Source organism: Coprococcus sp. BIOML-A2, assembly GCF_009875795.1.
Taxonomy (GTDB): Bacteria; Bacillota; Clostridia; order Lachnospirales; family Lachnospiraceae; genus Coprococcus; species Coprococcus aceti.
In genome coordinates this window covers 345,701-364,202 of sequence record NZ_WWSI01000001.1, presented here as the reverse complement: position 1 = coordinate 364,202, position 18,502 = coordinate 345,701, and the positions used below count along the sequence as shown (strand labels likewise).

At 46.6% G+C, this 18,502-nt stretch carries 15 protein-coding genes; 12 read left to right on the top strand and 3 right to left on the bottom strand.

Annotation, left to right across the window (positions count from 1 at the left end):
- Positions 1–167 precede the first annotated feature (167 nt).
- The 6 genes from GT575_RS01665 (at position 168) to hydE (ending at position 8,786) form a co-directional block, all read left to right on the top strand.
- On the top strand, positions 168–2,138 hold the full coding sequence (locus tag GT575_RS01665) for a fibronectin type III domain-containing protein (RefSeq protein WP_161171359.1): 1,971 nt from the start codon (positions 168–170) through the stop codon (positions 2,136–2,138).
- 4 nt (positions 2,139–2,142) lie between these two features.
- Complete coding sequence (locus GT575_RS01660; protein ID WP_055147424.1) at positions 2,143–3,096, top strand: DUF4430 domain-containing protein; 954 nt, start codon at positions 2,143–2,145, stop codon at positions 3,094–3,096.
- 59 nt (positions 3,097–3,155) lie between these two features.
- Positions 3,156–4,037 (top strand): energy-coupling factor transporter transmembrane component T, encoded by an 882-nt coding sequence (locus tag GT575_RS01655; RefSeq protein WP_330576989.1) that lies wholly within the window; start codon positions 3,156–3,158, stop codon positions 4,035–4,037.
- 13 nt (positions 4,038–4,050) lie between these two features.
- Positions 4,051–6,888, top strand: coding sequence for an ATP-binding cassette domain-containing protein (locus GT575_RS15055; RefSeq protein ID WP_161171358.1), 2,838 nt, complete (start codon positions 4,051–4,053; stop codon positions 6,886–6,888).
- Positions 6,889–6,919: 31 nt separating this feature from the next.
- Positions 6,920–7,594 (top strand): YkgJ family cysteine cluster protein, encoded by a 675-nt coding sequence (locus GT575_RS01645; protein WP_161171357.1) that lies wholly within the window; start codon positions 6,920–6,922, stop codon positions 7,592–7,594.
- Between the two features lie 103 nt (positions 7,595–7,697).
- The gene (hydE, locus tag GT575_RS01640) at positions 7,698–8,786 is read left to right on the top strand and encodes a [FeFe] hydrogenase H-cluster radical SAM maturase HydE (protein WP_161171356.1); all 1,089 of its coding nucleotides are present in this window, start codon (positions 7,698–7,700) and stop codon (positions 8,784–8,786) included.
- Positions 8,787–8,824: 38 nt separating this feature from the next.
- Here hydE and GT575_RS01635 read toward each other — a convergent pair whose 3' ends face one another.
- The 3 genes from GT575_RS01635 to GT575_RS01625 all read right to left on the bottom strand — a co-directional run bounded on the left by GT575_RS01635 (position 8,825) and on the right by GT575_RS01625 (position 11,696).
- On the bottom strand, positions 8,825–9,496 hold the full coding sequence (locus tag GT575_RS01635) for a YoaK family protein (RefSeq protein ID WP_015534577.1): 672 nt from the start codon (positions 9,494–9,496) through the stop codon (positions 8,825–8,827).
- A gap of 84 nt (positions 9,497–9,580) precedes the next feature.
- Complete coding sequence (locus GT575_RS01630; protein WP_055147433.1) at positions 9,581–10,948, bottom strand: threonine/serine ThrE exporter family protein; 1,368 nt, start codon at positions 10,946–10,948, stop codon at positions 9,581–9,583.
- Positions 10,935–11,696, bottom strand: a complete 762-nt coding sequence (locus GT575_RS01625; protein WP_055147436.1) for a DUF4866 domain-containing protein — start codon at positions 11,694–11,696, stop codon at positions 10,935–10,937. The genes GT575_RS01630 and GT575_RS01625 overlap by 14 nt, the downstream gene beginning before the upstream one ends.
- A gap of 203 nt (positions 11,697–11,899) precedes the next feature.
- Between GT575_RS01625 and GT575_RS01620 the strand changes: the two genes are divergently transcribed.
- The 6 genes from GT575_RS01620 to GT575_RS01595 all read left to right on the top strand — a co-directional run bounded on the left by GT575_RS01620 (position 11,900) and on the right by GT575_RS01595 (position 18,476).
- Positions 11,900–12,790, top strand: a complete 891-nt coding sequence (locus tag GT575_RS01620) for a LysR family transcriptional regulator (protein ID WP_015534579.1) — start codon at positions 11,900–11,902, stop codon at positions 12,788–12,790.
- Between the two features lie 4 nt (positions 12,791–12,794).
- Positions 12,795–13,847 (top strand): LysR family transcriptional regulator, encoded by a 1,053-nt coding sequence (locus GT575_RS01615; protein ID WP_161171355.1) that lies wholly within the window; start codon positions 12,795–12,797, stop codon positions 13,845–13,847.
- A 225-nt stretch (positions 13,848–14,072) separates the two neighbouring features.
- Positions 14,073–16,337 (top strand): 5-methyltetrahydropteroyltriglutamate--homocysteine S-methyltransferase, encoded by a 2,265-nt coding sequence (gene metE, locus GT575_RS01610; protein WP_161171533.1) that lies wholly within the window; start codon positions 14,073–14,075, stop codon positions 16,335–16,337.
- A 109-nt stretch (positions 16,338–16,446) separates the two neighbouring features.
- A complete protein-coding gene (locus tag GT575_RS01605; RefSeq protein ID WP_442872215.1) occupies positions 16,447–17,010 on the top strand; it encodes a GNAT family N-acetyltransferase in 564 nt (187 codons plus the stop codon).
- Between the two features lie 134 nt (positions 17,011–17,144).
- Complete coding sequence (locus tag GT575_RS01600) at positions 17,145–17,759, top strand: DUF4143 domain-containing protein (RefSeq protein WP_243147804.1); 615 nt, start codon at positions 17,145–17,147, stop codon at positions 17,757–17,759.
- Between the two features lie 72 nt (positions 17,760–17,831).
- Positions 17,832–18,476 (top strand): phosphoribosylanthranilate isomerase, encoded by a 645-nt coding sequence (locus GT575_RS01595; protein WP_161171354.1) that lies wholly within the window; start codon positions 17,832–17,834, stop codon positions 18,474–18,476.
- Positions 18,477–18,502 lie beyond the last annotated feature (26 nt).

Below are 18,502 nucleotides of genomic sequence, written 5' to 3'. Positions count from 1 at the left end.
AAGCTTATGGTGCCTGGGAGGATGTTGTAAACGAGGTGTGCTCAGTAAGAAGAGAAGTGCGGTGAGAATCCGTCGCAACAGCCATTACTGTATGCAGAGCATAGACTCTGGCAAGTCAGATCGCTTGCTATATATCCATTCGGAATAATGTGAAAGGAGACACGATTATGAAGAGAAGAATTTTTGCTGTGTGTATGGCGATGTGCACGATGGCAATGGTTATGTTCACGGGAACAACAGGAAATGCTGTGAACGTGTATGCGGCGGCTGATGTAACGGATTCTACGATATATGCAGAGTCGGATGGTGTAACAGATTCTACGATATACACAGTGCCAGACGATATGACGAATCCAGCAGTATCTACAGCGACGAATGACGAGACGGATCCGGTGACAGGAACTGCGACAGAGGAAACTGCAGATGTGGCTGCAGTTGATTACACACAGGCCCTTGGCAATACTCTTGTATATCTGCGGAAGACTGCGGATGATCCTCAGTTTGGAGCTGAGTGGAACGTGATGACTCTTGCCAGATATGGTTATGAGGATGAGGCATGGTATGGGGAATACTATGATAATGTTGTGGAGTATGTTAAGGCAAAAGGCTCGGCAAAGCTTCACAAGAATAAGAGTACGGACAATTCAAGAACTATACTGGCCTTAACTGCGATTGGCGCTGATGCCACAGATGTTGGTGGATACAATCTGCTTGAGCCATTGGCCGATATGAATTATGTAACAACACAGGGAATCAATGGCCCGGTGTTTGCGTTGATTGCATTTGACACGGTAGGTTATGATATTCCGAAGCTTCCGGATGGAAGTGACGGTGTTCAGACGACAAGAGAAGGACTTGTTGAATATATCCTTGGACGGGAGCTTTCTAGTGGTGGTTGGGCATTTTCTGGTAGTAATGCTGACCCGGATATGACAGGTATGACAATTCAGGCACTTGCGCCGTATTACAAGTCTAACACAGAGGTTAAGACGGCGGTTGACAGGGCGCTTGATGTAATGTCGGGGCTGCAGAAGGCTGATGGTGGATTTGCTTCATGGGGAACTGTGAATTCTGAGAGCTGTGCGCAGGTGATATGTGGATTGCTTGATATAGGCAGGGATGCCGGAACAGATGAGGCATTTGTCAAAAATGGACATTCTGTGCTGGATGCTTTGATGGAATTCTATGTTGCAAGTGCCGGTGGATTTGCGCATGCGGCAAATCAGAATGGAGAACTGGTTGTAAATGGAATGGCTTCGCAGCAGGCTGGATATGCTCTGGTTGCCTATGACAGATTCAAAAAAGGAAAGAACACACTGTATGATATGTCTGATGCAAAGTCATTATATATCCGATCCGTGGCGACAGCGGATGTGAAACTCAGCACCAGCACGTATGTGTACGACGGCAAGGCCAAGAAGCCGGGCGTGACGGTGAAGATTGGTGACAGAGTGCTTAAGGATGGCGTGGATTACACCATTTCATATCAGAACAATGTCAATATTGGCAATTCGGCAAAGGTAGTGGTGACCGGAAAGGGAATATTCAAGGGCTCAGCCAGCAAGACATTTGTCATAAAGATGGCTGCGCCGGCTAAGACGAGTGTGTCGGCGGGTAATGGAGCAGCAGGCATAACAGTAAAGTGGAAGAAAGCGGCACGGGCTGACAGATATGTGGTGCTCAGAAAGGTTGGAAATGCAAAGAATTGGACGACTGTGGCCACCACAAAATCTCTGAGCTACACTGACCGGAAGGTCGCAAATGGCAAGAAATATATCTATGCAGTTAAGCCTGTTGGAAGTGGCGGGGAGGCTGCGTATACGACCCAGACAATATACAGGGTCAATCAGGAAAAGATAACAAAGATAAAGTCAACGGTGAAGAAAAAGTGCACTGTGACTTATAAAAAAAATGCGAGTGCTTCGGGTTACAGGGTGATGTATTCCACGGATAAGACATTTAAAAAGAATGTCAAGGTGTACAGGGCATCGGTAAACAAGAAGACAAATGTGACGTTGAGCGGACTCAAGGCGGGAAAGCGGTATTATGTCAGAGTTCAGGGATTCAAGAAGGTTGGAAAGACTTATTATTACGGAGCATGGAGCAAGACTGTAAACGTTGTGATCCGAAAGAAGTAGGCATATGGATAAGATCAAAGAATTTGTAAAAAAATATAAGAAACACATAAGCGGAGCTGTGATTGTTCTGCTGATCCTGGTGTGGGCTTTCTGGTACGGGGGGAATGCGCCGGGAGCCAGAGGCTTCAAGCTGGAAAAGACCGAAGAGGGACTCACAACTGAAGCTGTAGGCGGTGCGGAACTGACGGAGACAACGAAGAGTGCGACAGAGGAAAATACTGATGCAGGGAATGACAGGAAAAAGAAATCAGACAGTTCTGTAACCGATATCTCCTCAGAGACTCATTCGGATTCTGATACATCGGAAACAGAATATCAGACTTCCGCTGAGAGCACATCGGAGAATGTGACGGAGCGAAATTCTGAGACTACCACGGAGAAGAAGACGGAGGCTACTACAAAGAAGAATACCACCACGGAGTCTCAAAAAACAACGGAGAATAAGCCGGGTACCACGGCGACTACGGAAAAGCGGAAACCGGATAAGACAACTGCTGATTCTTCTGCCACGACAAAGGCAACCACAGAGAATACAACTGAGGCGCCGAAGAAAACCTACAGCTGCACTATATCAATAGGATGTTCCACAATATTTGACAATCTGGAACTGCTAAGACCGGAGAAAAAGGACTATGTACCTGATGATGGTGTCATTCTGGGAACTGTGACAGCCACATTTGAAGAGGGGGACACAGTATTCGAAGTGCTTAAGTCGGTGTGCAGGGATTATGGTATACAGCTTGAATATTCATGGACACCTATGTACGGAAGCTATTATATAGAAGGAATTCACAATCTGTATGAATTTGACTGTGGTGATGGCTCAGGCTGGATGTACTCGGTAAATGGCTGGTTCCCGAATTATGGCTGTTCAAGCTATGAACTCAAGCAGGGAGATGTGATAAAATGGCTCTATACATGTGACCTGGGAGCAGATGTTGGATCCGAGATGCATTGACAGATTCGTTGAGACATGGGTACTGGACATAGTGATTGATAGGAGATAAAAATATAATTGTGAAAAGACAGGATTCATTTTCCACATATCACCCTATAGTCAATCTGGTATACTTTATATTCACTATAGGATATGCCCTGGCATTTACCCATCCGGTTTGCCTGGGCATGTCTTTTATAGGGGCATTTGTGTATTCGGTATTGCTTAGGGGATATGATGGCTTCAGGACTAATATAAAATATATGATCCCACTTATATTGCTGACGGCGCTCATCAACCCGGCGTTCAGCCATCAGGGAGTGACGATACTCACATATTTTCCGTCTGGAAATCCGTTGACATTGGAGTCTATAATGTATGGAATCATGGCTGCGTTTATGCTGGTGACAGTGATATGCTGGTTTTCGTGCTTTAACTGCGTTATATCATCGGACAAGATGGTGTATCTGTTCGGCAAGGCGGCGCCAGTGTTGTCTCTGATACTTTCCATGACACTGAGGTTTATTCCGGACATAGCAGGACAGTTTGGAAAGGTGTACAGAGCTCAGAGGGCATCTGGATACAAACCAAAAGGTTCGTATTTTGTGAGAATTAGAACGGGCTGCCATGTGTTTTCTGCCGTTGTAACCTGGGCTCTTGAACGGGCGCTTGTCACTGCAGACAGTATGAGATCAAGGGGATATGGACTTTCCGGAAGATCTGCATATTCACTGTATAGATTTAGAAAAAGTGATACTAAAGCGCTTGCATTTATACTTGTGTGTGGATTGTATGTGCTGGCCGGCAGTGTGTGCGGAGGATTTGCGTTCTGGTATTATCCGTCTATAAGAGGAAGTATAAGTGGTACACTTACTGTAAGTATGTATGTAGTGTATGTATGTCTTATATGTGTTCCAATATATATGCAGGCAAAAGAAAATTTTAAGATTCGCAAAATGTGACAAAGGAGAAGCGGTGAATATATTAGATATAAAAGAACTGACATTTGCATATCCCGATAGCAATGATGATTCGGGCGAGAGATATTTGCCTGATGCATTGAAAAATGTGACACTATCAGTGGGACAGGGGGAATTCGTGGTCATATTGGGAAGTTCCGGATGTGGAAAGACCACACTTCTTAGGCAGTTGAAGACAAGTATCGCTCCTCACGGAAGATCGTCCGGGAAGATAGAGTTCAAAGGAAGAAGCCTGGAGGAGATGGATGACCGGACATCAGCAAGGCAGATCGGATTTGTACAGCAGGATGTCGATGCACAGCTTGTCACTGATAAAGTGTGGCATGAGCTGGCATTTGGATTGGAGAGTCTGGGATACGATAATGGATATATCAGACGACGCGTTGCGGAGATGTGTTCATTCTTCGGGTTATCCGGGATATTCCACAGGCGTGTCGCAGAGCTGTCTGGCGGACAGAAGCAGATGGTGAATCTTGCGTCGGTCATGGCTCTGTCTCCGGAGGTGCTGATACTGGATGAACCGACTAGCCAGCTCGATCCGATAGCTGCGAATGAATTCATAGCATGTCTTGTGAGAATCAACAGGGAGCTTGGCACGACCATCATCATGACTGAGCATAGGCTGGAGGAGGTGCTTCCGGTGTGCAGCAGAGCGGTGGTCATGGATGAAGGCACAGTGCTGTGTCAGGGAACTGTCAAGGAGGTAGCTGCCACCCTGAAAAATGAAGGACAGAGGTTAAAGGAAAAAGGTATAAACAGAAATGGATTGTATCTCTCCATGCCGGCGGCTGTCCAGGTGTATCTGGGGCTTGATGGCTCGGATGAATCTCCGGTGACCGTAGCGGAGGGGCGAAACTGGTTGTCACAGTTTGACAGTAAGTACAGGGAATCGGGGCATGAGGTTGCGCCTGGGTATGTGCTGGTGGATGAAGGGGATGCCAGGGAGGCAGATGGTCAGAAAACTGACCATGGTGCTGTAGAAACTACAAGAAAAATTGCGAATCGTCAGGACAAGTCCTGGGCAGTCAGGATAGATGAGGTTCACTTCAGATACGACAAGGGTTCGCAGGAAGTACTTCGCGGTCTGGATCTTGACATATACGAGAATGAGATACTCATGATAAATGGAAGCAACGGATGCGGCAAGTCGACGTTGCTCTCCCTGATAGCGGGGGTAAATAAGCCGTACCGTGGAAGAATAAAGATAAAACAGGGTAAAAGTGTGGGCATGCTCCCACAGAACCCGGAGCTTCTTTTCACAAGACGTTCTGTACGGGAAGAACTGGTGGACGCAAGTGACAGAAAAAAGTTGGTGGACATAGTGAGGTTCTGTAAGCTGGAGCATTTGATGGACAGACATCCTTACGATCTGTCAGGAGGAGAGAAGCAGAGGCTGGCACTTGCAAAGGTACTTCTGTATGATCCTGATATTCTGCTCATGGATGAGCCGACAAAGGGGCTTGATAATGGGTTCAAGGCAGAACTCAAGTGTATGCTCAGAGATCTGCAGCGACATGGCAAGACCATAGTGGTGGTGAGTCATGATGTGGAATTCTGCGCTGTGGCGGGAGACCGAATAGCTCTGTTGTTTGATGGGGAACTGGCTACAGTCAGCGGTGTTCAGGAATATCTGACAGGTAACAATTTCTTCACCACTGCGGCGGCAAGGATCTCCCAGGGGATACTTTGCGGTGCGGTTACTGTGACCGACATATTGAGGGCATATGGCGTTTCTGACAGCGAAGCCGGAGGGGAAGGCAGCTCTGGTGGTGACTCACGTGAGCCCAGATGTGAAGATGCAGATGTGGATGATGATAACAGGATTCCTGACGCTGAAATAACCAGAGATATTGTGCTGACGAAGGAGCGGGAGACGGACCCCCTGAAATGGTGGCAGATACTCACGATATCTGTCACGTCGGTGATCATCATATTCTGCTTCTGGCAGACCATGGCCCAGTCCAATCTGGCAGATCTTGTGCAGAGAGGGATGACCATCACGTCAAAGGGATGGAAATATCTGGCTATGTATGGAGTGATGATATGTGCCATAGCGGGGCTGCTCCTTGCTATAAGGCCTGTCACCAGAAAGAAGAACGAGGATATCGTCATGGAAGCTGCCGGTCACAGATCCGTCAGGAGAACGATATTCAGCATAGCGGCTATGCTCGTTGTGATTCCACTTACGATATGGTTTGGATGCGAGAGACTTGGAGACAAAAAATATTATTTTATATCTCTGCTGATTATAATAGAGGCAATGATCCCGTTCTTCGTATCATTTGAGGGAAGAAAGCCCAAGGTAAGGGATATAGTCATATTGGCGGTTATGTGTGCTCTGGCCGTCACGGGCAGGGCGGCATTCTTCGTGCTCCCGAACTTCAGCCCGACCATGGCCATAGTGATCATATCCGGAGTGGCATTTGGCTGCGAAGGAGGATTTGTGGTCGGCGCAATGTCCATGTTCGTGTCTAATTTTCTGATGGGGCAGGGCCCGTGGACTCCGTGGCAGATGTTTGCCATGGGACTGGTGGGGTTCATGGCGGGACTCTTCTTCTCCAAAAGCGGAGTGCGGACAAAGAACACGACAAAGCTTGGACTGTGCATATTCGGTGCACTTATCTGTATCCTGATATACGGCGGAATAATGAATCCGGCGTCGGTGATAATCTGGCAGCCGGCTGTGAACAGGAGCATGATCATAGCGTCATATGTGACGGGATTCCCATTTGACGTGGTGCATGGAACTGCAACGGTGATATTCCTGTGGCTGCTGGCAAGACCATTTCTTGAGAAGCTTGACAGGGTGCGGCTCAAGTATGGTGTTCTGTAGACAAATAATAAAATGATTGAGGATTACTGCTATGATAAGAAATGAGAAACTGGAAGATATCTCAGATGGAAGATTATACGATGCAAATGATATGGTGAAGGCGTACTGCGATGAGTGCAAGGGGTGCCATGCCTGCTGCACAGGGATGGGGAGTTCCATCATCCTTGATCCACTGGACGTGATGAGACTTTGTAAGGAGACCGGAAAGAACTTTACACAGCTGCTTGAAAAGGAGCTTGAGGTCAATGTGGTGGATGGTCTGGTGCTTCCAAATATAAGGATGACGGCGGATAAGTGCCCATTCTTAAACGATGAGGGCAGATGCAGCATCCATAGCGCGAGACCTGGCTTTTGCAGACTCTTTCCACTTGGCAGATATTACACCGATGACGGATTCAGATACATCCTGCAGATACATGAGTGTGAGCGCGCGGGCAGGACTAAGGTCAAGGTGTCGAAATGGATAGATACAGAGGACTTGCCGCGGTACACGAAATATATAAATGACTGGCACAAGTTCCAGAAGGACATGCAGAAGAATCTCATAGAGTATATGCGTGCCGGAGAGGATGAGACAGCCAGAAACCAGACTATGCTGGTGCTGCAGGTCATGTATGTGGGAATGTATGATGAAAAGGCAGATTTCTATGAGCAGTTTGATGCCAGGCTTGCGCACATACGGAGTCTGCTGTGTATGACGGAGTAGAAAGAGATGGAATGGAGTATCTGGATGTAACTTTGTTTACCTTGTATCGGAAATCACTTGATCATACAGAGTTATAAATGTAAAAACAGGGTATAGAGTTTATATGGGAAAAGTTAGAGATATCATAGATAAGACATTTGAATATGGACAGGGCAGAGGTGAACTGCCGGGAGTCAATGAGCTGGCTGAAGCTATAAGAATTTTGTCGGATTCAGAAAACCCTCAGAGCTCTCAGGATGATCTCACTGACTTTGAGTATCTCAGAAGGAAGGCTTACGATCTGGCTCATCAGAGTTTTGGCAACAGGATATATATAAGAGGACTTATCGAGTTTACGAACATTTGCAAGAACGATTGCTACTACTGCGGCATCAGAAAGAGCAACAGCCACGTTGACAGATACCGTCTGACAAAGAATCAGATTCTGGCTTGCGCCGATGAGGGATATGTGCTGGGATTTCGCACATTTGTGCTTCAGGGAGGCGAGGACGGAGGCTTTTCGGATGAGGCTATAGCTGACATAGTGAGGTGCATCAAGGAGAGATATCCGGACTGTGCTGTCACGCTGTCATTTGGCGAGCATCCATATGAGACTTACAGGCTGTGGCGGATGGCTGGGGCGGACAGATATCTTCTGAGACATGAGACCGCGGACAGGGTGCATTATGAAAGATTACACCCGGATTCGATGAGCTATGACAACAGAGTCAGATGTCTGTACGATCTTAAAAGTCTTGGGTATCAGGTGGGAAGTGGATTTATGGTGGGATCGCCGTATCAGACGCCGGTGAATCTGGCCGAGGATCTGCATTTCCTTGCGAAGCTGCAGCCACAGATGATAGGGATCGGGCCGTATGTTCCTCACAAGGAGACGCCATTTGCGAAGATGGAGCAGGGAACGGTCAGGCAGACGCTGGTGATGATAAGCATGCTGAGACTGATGTTCCCGAAGGCACTCATACCATCCACCACATCTCTCGGAACGATAGCGGCGGATGGCAGGGAGCGTGGGTTTATGCACGGTGCGAATGTGGTCATGCCGAATCTGTCTCCTGTGTCTGTCCGAAAGAAATACGAGCTCTACGACAACAAGATATGCACGGGGGAGGAATCAGCTCAGTGCCGCGGCTGCCTTGACAGGCGCGCAGAGGCGTTCGGATTCCAGGTAGTTGTCGATAGAGGAGACTACTGATCTGCGTCTGCTCCTTGAGGACCCGCGTAAGCTCATTTTTACTCTCTCTCTTCCTTGATGAACATGAACAGGAAGCTCACGAACAGCAGACAGCAGGAGAACCAGATGGTCCTCATATCAAATATGCGGATGAAGTGACCGCCCACAGCGGCACCGATTCCGAATAGCAGGATGATCGCCCAGTAGCATAGGGATTTGAACAGTGTGTTCCTGTCCTTTGTTCTGAAGTATGCACACAGGGCATCGGTGCCACTTCGGATATTTCCAATGCACATGGTGCTGGCAAATGCATAGCCATTGACCTTCCTGAATGCCTGAACCTGCATGGCACATGAAAATGAAACCATGGCATTTGCGAGAAGATTGAGTTTTATGGGAAGAAATCCCACGATAAGAAGCAGAAAAATCTCACACAATACAACGATCTGTCTCCAGTGAAACTGCTGCATATTCTGAAATTTCTGTTTTATACACTCGGCAGCAGCAATTCCAAGCGCAAAAAATAATAGAGGAACGGCATAGTGTACACACATTCTCCAGTTTCGGTCTACAAGATTCTGACCGAGAAGAACTATGTTGCCTGTCTGTGCATTTGCAAATACCTTTCCTCTGAATATATAGGTATATGCATCCTGCAGACCTCCTGATACTGACAGGAAGGCCGCAGTGATGAAAGATTCTGACATTTGTCTATGTGGATAAAACTTCATGGTTCATATACTCCTTGGTTGTAGATTTGACATTCAGGCGCTGATCCCATCTGGGGGACGGAGGTGCCTGTCCCCATTTGGGGATCAGGTGCAGTACCTGAAGGTTTTGTCCGTCAGGATCCTTGCAAATATCAGTCCAAGTGGCAGGGCTATGATGATCATGATGGCAGCTGCAAACCAGGACACGGCATCGGAAAGTGACATGATTCCAAAGTTGTATATTGCACGATAAAGATAAAGCCCTGGAACCATGATGACTATGGATGGGACTGTCAGAGAGATTCGCGGATAACCGTTGGTGCTTTTGATGAATGAAGCGAGCAGTCCGGCCGTGAGGGCTCCGGCAAATGCGGCGGCAGCTGCAGGGATGCCGGCAAGATCTACCAGTTCAAGACGGAGAGTGTTGGCTATGGCACCGATGGCAGCGGCTGTGGCGGCCATGTGTATGGAGCTGTTGAACATGATGGAGAATCCGAACACACCACAGAAGCTGGCAATCAATCTGAATACCAGATGAAGTCCTGGTGTTATGTCGAGTGCTACAAAATCCTGTGGGTGAAGCTTCAGCAGAAGCGCCATGATCCATGCGAACATCGTTGCCACAAGCACAATGATGATCGAGTATGTAAGCCTCTCAAGTCCTGATCTCAGATCCAGCTTTGAAAGGTCTATGCCGCTGGTGATGAATGGAAAACCCGGTATGATGAACAGCATTGAGCAGATATATCCGGCTTCGTGGAAGGCGGGTATATGGAATGCCAGTTCAGCGGCCTTTAGCAGCAGTGCGTACACAAGACAAGCGGCTGACACGGATACCGCTATGTTCATATATAAAGTAAAATGGTGTTTGATAAGCTTTGTCCTTATGAGGTTTCCAATTCCAGCTGCGACAAATGCCAGCATCATTTCTACAGGCCCGCCGCCTAGAAGAAATGTGAAGGCACAGCAAGCGAGGGCAGAGGCAAGTCCGAGACGGAGAGGAGAGTACAAGGTATGTATTTTTTCTATCTCATCAAGTCTCTGATGGATTTCCTCACCGGTCAGATGCGCCTCTTCATTTGGAAAATTGTCAACAAACTGCTCCATTCTGTAGAGTTTTGAGGTGTTCACGCCTGTATTGGCGATGCACAGGGACTGTGATACACAGTCGTGACCGTCAAAACAGTTGAATTCTATGGACATGAGTCCGACATCGACGGTACATGTGACGCCCAGTTCCTTGGAAAGCCTGTTCATGGAAGTACGGACACGCCATGCACCTGTTCCGCATGAGAGCATGATAAGACCGACTCTGCCTATGACAGAAGCCTTTTCAATCAGACCTGCCTTGCATATGAGTACATTGCTGTCGGCACTGGCGTAGTCATGCCATGGGATCTCCATGTGATTTTTCTCCATAATGTCTATGTACGATTCTGCATTTGCGTTTTTTGCATTCTTACTTTTCCGCATATATGATCGCCTCGGCTTTCGCAACGTGTCTTTCCAGATTCTTCATGAGCAGTGAATCCGGCAGGAATATTCCAAGCTCGTCATATCGCATGCCTTGTTTGCCCAAAGTATCCTGACCGTAGAATACAAATGCCATGGGAAGATTCTTCTCCAGTTCAACCATGATATCCCACACAGCACAGTATGCCTCAGCTTCGGTCTCCTTGAGCTTTACCGTGTCCGGCAGCTCCCTGATGAGCAGGACTCCGGTGCACTCTTCAAGGATCTTCTGCCCGACTTCCATGTTGTCAGAAGTGTATTCATGGCTGTATCTGTACGCCTTTGCAAGATACATATTCTCGTTGTGTGTCATATGTGTGTATATATCGTGAAAGTGCTGATAATCCTTTTCTCTTACAGAGTTTCTGAATTCAGGCAGAAGTTCGCCGTGCTCACCGGTCATGATGACAGGATTGGTCTTGCCATCGGCGTTGAAGCGATATGGGATGAGGTAGGAATTTCTTAGCAGATCGAACATTGTATTGTTGCAGATGGACATGAGGAATGCCGACATATCTCTGTCCAGATAAGCTGAGAGCAGTGATTTTGTAAATTCTTCCGGTGAAAGATTGCAGTCGAAGTCATCATTGCAGAACAGGTAATTACAGAATGTGTCCATGAGCTTTTCACATGCCCAGGGATCCCTGAGGATCTTTTCAAATAATATTTCTGATTTTTCTTCCCTTGGGAAAATGGTCTTTCCTTCCATAGATATGCGCATCCTTTCATATGATAAATGCTGTCTTGTCATTTAAATCTGGTTAGATTATACTATTGGAGTAGCAATAAGTGAAAATCATAATTGATATGGCAGTGATAATAAAATGATATGTTGGGGATGCTGCATGGAAAATAATTTTAAGAAAGGGAGTATAGCAGACATGTAATATAGTCTGTGGCTAACAATAGATTATGAACGTTAATTTCGAGTATTATAAGATATTTTATTATGTTGCGAGATATCATAACTTTACCAAAGCCGCAAAGGTTCTTGGAAACAGTCAGCCAAATGTGACCAGGGCGATGAACTGCCTGGAGCAGCAGCTTGGAAGGATACTATTTGTCAGGACAAACAGGGGTGTACAGCTCACAAGAGACGGGGAACAGCTCTATTCATATGTGGAGGCTGCAATGTCACAGCTTCTGACGGCGGAGGATGAGCTGGCAGATGGTGAGAATCTCACTCACGGAAGTATAACGATAGGTGTCAGTGAGACGGCGTTAAATATATATCTGCTGGACAGACTGCGGGCATTTCACATGGCGTATCCGGGTATAAATCTCAAGATATACAACCATTCTACACCTCAGGCTGTGGATGAAGTGAAGAATGGAAGTATAGACTTTGCAGTAGTTACAACTCCGGCTGATGTGGAGGCTCCTCTCAAGAAGATCGTGCTGCAGTCATATCGTGAGATACTTATCGGCGGAACGACATTTTCTTCACTTAAAAAGCAAAAACTGTCCATTGCGGAGATGAGGAACTATCCTATGATCTGTCTGGGCAGGGAGACTATGACATTCAGATTCTACGACAGAATATTCAGGGAGCATGGCGTGGAGCTTGCGCCGGACACGGAGGCGGCCACCACGGATCAGATACTGCCACTTGTGAAGTGTGAGCTTGGACTTGCATTTATACCGGAACTGATGGCGAGGGAGGCAGTAAAGAACAAAGAGGTTGTAAAACTTTCACTTGAGGAAAAGCTTCCGGACAGGAATGTATGTCTTGTGTATGACTGCCTGCACCCGCTGAATGAGGCAGCAAAGCAGTTCAAGAAAATAATAGTAGAAAGCAGGTGAGAATATGACACTTCAGCAGCTTAGATATGTGGTGATGGTTGCGGATACGGGCACGATCACCGAGGCAGCGAACCGGCTGTATATATCCCAGCCAAGCCTGACAAATGCCATCCATGAGCTGGAAAAAGAGATGGGGATAAATATATTCAACAGGTCAAATAAGGGAATAAGTCCGTCCATAGAGGGCGAGGTCTTCCTCGGCTATGCGAGACAGGTGCTTGAGCAGGCGAAGGTCCTTGAGGACAAATACAAGGGGGACGATGGCGGAAAGAAGAGCTTCTGCGTGTCCACCCAGCATTATTCATTTGCGGTAAATGCATTTGTTGACCTGATAAAGAGGTATGGACAGGACGAATATGATTTCAGCATAAGGGAGACACAGACCTATGAGATCATAGATGATGTCGCCAGGATGAGAAGCGAGATCGGAATATTGTTCATGAATGACTTTAATGAGAAGGTGCTGAACAAGATCCTCCGGGCAAATGACCTGGAATTTCATGAGCTGTTTGTGGCAAAGCCTCACGTGTTCATAAGCAGAAAGCATCCATTGGCGAAGAATGATATCATAACAAATGAAGAACTGGAGGCGTATCCATATCTGTCATTTGAGCAGGGGGAGCACAACTCTTTTTACTTCTCGGAGGAAATATTCTCTACGACGGAGCGAAAGAAGAATATAAGAGTCAGGGATAGAGCGACACTGTTCAATCTGCTGATAGGTCTGAATGGATATACTGTGTGCAGCGGTGTCATAGATGAAAAGCTGAACGGCAAGGACATTATATCGGTGCCACTTGCGGATGAGAGCGATATGAGGATAGGGTATATCGTCCACAGGAAGGCGATCCTCAGCAGACTTGGAAACACCTATCTCGGTGCGTTGGCAAATTATCTCACGGCTGGCAGTGACGAGCCGGAAGATTCAGTAAAAATTCCTCAGAGAAAGCTCCAGCACAGGGGACGCTTCAACGAGATGAGGGATGACGGAGAGCCTGCCTGTGGAGATGTGACGGAGAAGGCTGCGGAACATATGAGAAGGGTTAAAGCCACATAGCTGACATAGAATACAAGATATAAATATAGCGCGGATATAGCGTAAAACTATATTCACGCTATATTTTTATGTATTATACAAGTGAGGGATGTCTTTATATAATGTGGAGCAGACGCATGAAAGGCGCTTCGCACGGCGTCTGCGTACTACGCAAGGAATCTCCCGCAAGCGGGTCCTCCTTACGAAAATTTGTGGAGCAGACGCATGAAATTACAGGAGGATATGATGAAGACATCGGTTATAGGATTTCCAAGGGTGGGAACATTAAGAGAGTTAAAATTTGCATCTGAAAAATATTTCAGACATGAGATAACGGCGCAGGAGCTTACAGGAATTGCAGCGGATCTCAGACACAGACACTGGATGACACAGGTGGCAGCAGGGATAGGCTTTATTCCGTGCAACGACTTTTCATTTTACGATATAGTGCTTGATACAGCAGTTCTTCTCGGAATAGTGCCAAAGAGATACAGAGAGCTAAATGTCTCAAAGCTTGACACGTACTTTGCCATGGCAAGGGGGTATCAGGGAGAATCCGGGGATGTGAAGGCTCTTGCGATGAAGAAGTGGTTTAACACAAACTATCATTACATAGTTCCGGAGATAGAGGATGACACAGTGATAAGCCTTGACTGCGAGAAACTTACAGGTGAATACGAGGAGGCCAAGGAGCTGGGGATCAAGACAAAGCCTGTGGTTATAGGACCATACACAATGCTTAAGCTATGCAGATATGTGGGATCAAAGAATGCAGAAGATTTTGCTGATGATGTGGCAGAGGCTTACAGACAGCTTATCGCCGAGTGCGATGAAGAGAATGTGGAGTGGCTGCAATTTGATGAACCATCATTGGTGAGAGATATGGATGACGATGATAAGGCACTTTTCCACAGGGTGTATGACAGGGTATTTGCAGATCGTGCAGACTGTAAGATACTTCTCCAGACATACTTCGGTGATGTGAGGGATGTGTATGAAGATATCATAAATATGCCATTTGCCGGAATAGGCCTTGATTTTATAGAGGGCAAACAGACCGGTCAGCTTATAGACAGATACGGCTTCCCTGGGGATAAGGTACTTTTTGCCGGCCTGGTAAATGGCAAAAATATATGGAGAAATCATTACGACAAGACTCTCAATGTAGTAGGGCAGCTCCGCGATAAGAAGATAGATGTGGTTCTGTCTACATCATGCTCACTGCTTCATGTGCCATACACACTTAAGCAAGAGACGAAGCTATCACAGGACTATCTGAGGTTCTTTGCATTTGCAGAGGAGAAACTTATTGAACTCTCGGAGCTTGCGGCACTTGCCGAGAGTTATAACTATACAGAGCTTGAGGCATACCACAAGAATCAGGAGTTATTTGCGGGAACAAGAGACTGCAACAGCGACGAGGTGAGACAGAGGCTTGCGGCAGTGACTGAGGCAGATTATGCAAGACTTCCGAAGAGAAGCGAGAGGCAGGCACTTCAGAAGAAGGAATTTGGGCTTCCTGAGCTTCCGACAACCACTATAGGTTCATTCCCACAGACTAAGGATGTGAAGTCACAGAGAGCACAGCTCAGAAAGGGAGAGATATCTGAGCAGGAATATGTGGACTTTGTAAAGGGAAAGATAAAGGAATGTGTAAAGTGGCAGGAGGACATCGGACTGGATGTGCTAGTGCATGGCGAGTATGAACGAAATGACATGGTTGAATATTTCGGTGAGGCACTTGGCGGATTCCTGTTCACTGAGAAAGCATGGGTACAGTCATATGGAACGAGATGCGTAAAGCCGCCTGTGATATGGGGTGACGTATACCGCAAAAAGCCGATCACGGTTGATTGGTCTGTATATGCGCAGTCGCTCACAGACAAGATCATGAAGGGAATGTTGACCGGTCCGGTGACGATACTCAACTGGTCATTCCCAAGGGAGGATATATCAATCAAGGAATCTATATCACAGATAGCGCTTGCGATCAGAGATGAGGTGCTGGATCTGGAGGCGCATGGAATAAAGATGATACAGATAGATGAGGCTGCACTCAGAGAAAAGCTTCCACTCAGAAAATCTGATTGGTATACGGAGTACCTTGATTTTGCGATACCTGCATTCCGTCTGACACACAGCGGTGTGAAGGCTGAGACACAGATACACACACATATGTGCTACAGTGAATTTACGGATATCATACCTGCCATAGATGATATGGACGCGGATGTGATCACATTTGAGGCGTCAAGATCCGATCTGCAGATCCTGGATTCTCTCAGGGAGAACAACTTCGAGACAGAGGTGGGACCTGGCGTATATGATATTCACTCTCCAAGAGTTCCGTCGGTGGCAGAGATCGTGAAGGCGGTAAATATCATGCTCATGAAGATAGGCAGGGATAAGCTTTGGATCAATCCGGACTGCGGTCTTAAGACCAGAGGTGTGCCTGAGACTGACGCCAGCCTCAGAAATATGGTTGAGGCTGCCAGACAGGTAAGAAAATAATATATAAAATGCTTGACAAATTCACATAAATATTACGCAAGTCAGTCATAATGATGATCTGGTTATACGGCTGGAGAAAGAGGATGAATACCGGGAAGTCGAGAACCTGGTGCGGGACAGTTTCTGGAATGTGTATCGTCCCGGCTGCCTGGAACACTATGTGCTCAATCAGCTGAGAAATGACAGTGCATTTGTCCCGGAACTGGATTTGGTTATGCTGCAAAAAGGAGAACTCATCGGCCAGAATATGTTTATGAGAGCAGAAATAACTGCGGATGACGGAAGAAGTATTCAGGTTATGACGATGGGCCCTATATGCATAAAGAATGAACTTAAGCGTAAGGGCTATGGAAAGATACTGCTGGATTATTCGTTGCAGAAAGCTGCAGAGCTCGGCTGCGGTGCACTATGCTTTGAGGGGAATATTGATTTTTATGGCAAAAGCGGATTCAGACCGGCAAGCGAGTTTGGCATTCGCTATCATGGACTTGATGAGGGGGAGGATGCATCGTTTTTCCTCTGCAAGGAGCTGATTTCCGGATATCTTGATGGAGTCACGGGTGAGTACGCTCCGCCAGAAGGATATTTCGTGGACGAAAAGGCTGTGGAAGAATTCGACAGGCAGTTTCTATATAAAGAGAAAAAGACACTGCCCGGACAGATATTTTCATAAGGAGGACCCGCTGTAAAATAAAAGAAAATTGTTACTAAAGCTCGCAAAGTTGCATAATTTGCCGAAAAAAGGTTGGAAAAGTTACAAAGTATGAGACAAGATACAAGCTGAAACTGCAGGAGATATATGATGCTATGCCGGGACAGCTTGATCAGAAAAATAAACGATTCCAGATCAATAGTATAGGTAAAGGCCTCAGTTATGATAGGGTTGCAAATGATTTTCTGTGGCTTAAGGATGCTGGGGTTGCGATACCGGTCTATAATATAAGTGAGCCGAAACTTCCGCTTGTGATCAGTGAGAATAGGAATCTGTTTAAACTATTTTTCTCCGATGTAGGGCTGCTGACAAGTAGGTATTCGGATCAGGTGAAAATGGCGATACTGAATAAAGAAAAGTCTATAAACAATGGTGCGCTATTTGAAAATGTGGTTTCCCAGGAACTACTCAGCAAAGGTCATAAAGAATATTATTTTAACAGCAAAAAGCAGGGTGAGCTTGATTTTGTAATAGAACTGAATGGTAAAGTAGTTCCACTGGAGATAAAATCGGGTAAGGATTACAAACGACACTCTGCGCTGTGCAATGTCTTGGCTGATGAAAATTACGGAATAGAATATGCATATGTTTTTTCGGAGGGAAATGTAGAGGTCAGCGGCAAAAAAGTATATTTTCCGATATATATGACAATGTTTCTGGAAAACGAAAAGATGGCTGATACGGTATATAAACTCGACCTCTCAGGGTGACGTTCGATAAGGATATGTAGCATCAGTTTTCGCCTGTTGGCGAGCCGATGTTAAAAAAATAGGAGAGACAGCATGAAGATAAAGATGTGCGGAATCACGACCCCGGCCGATGTGGCCGCGGTGAATGAGGTGAGACCTGATTATATAGGAATGGTGATGTATTTCCCAAAGTCAAAGAGAAATGTCAGCGTGGAGACTGCGCGCAGGTTGCTTGAAGAACTGAGGAAAGATGTGAAGAAGGTTGCAGTGGTGGTATCCCCGGATGCGGAGCAGATAGCGGAGATAGGTGAGCTGGGATTTGATGTGATACAGATTCATGGACAGACCAGCGATGAGCTTATAGAGAGTGCGCATTTGCCTGTGTGGAAGGCGTTCAATGTGAAGGATATGGATATGTACCCACATTATAAAAGCCTTTCGAATGTTGCAGGTTATGTGTTCGATGCCGGTGAACCTGGAAGTGGCAAGACATTTGACTGGAACAGTTTGACGGATATCGACAGAGATGGAAGGCTGTTTGTGCTTGCCGGAGGTCTCACGCCGGACAATGTGCGGCGGGCGATAGAGCAGGTGCATCCTGACGTAGTCGATGTGTCATCTGGCATAGAGTACGATGTGGTAGGTGGCGTCCAAAAATCGGGCAAGGATCCGGAGAAGATGCGCCGGATGAAGAGGAATACCGCTGCTTGGCAGATTTCGGGTAAATCTGATAATTGATTCTCGCTAATCACAGTCAAAATGGT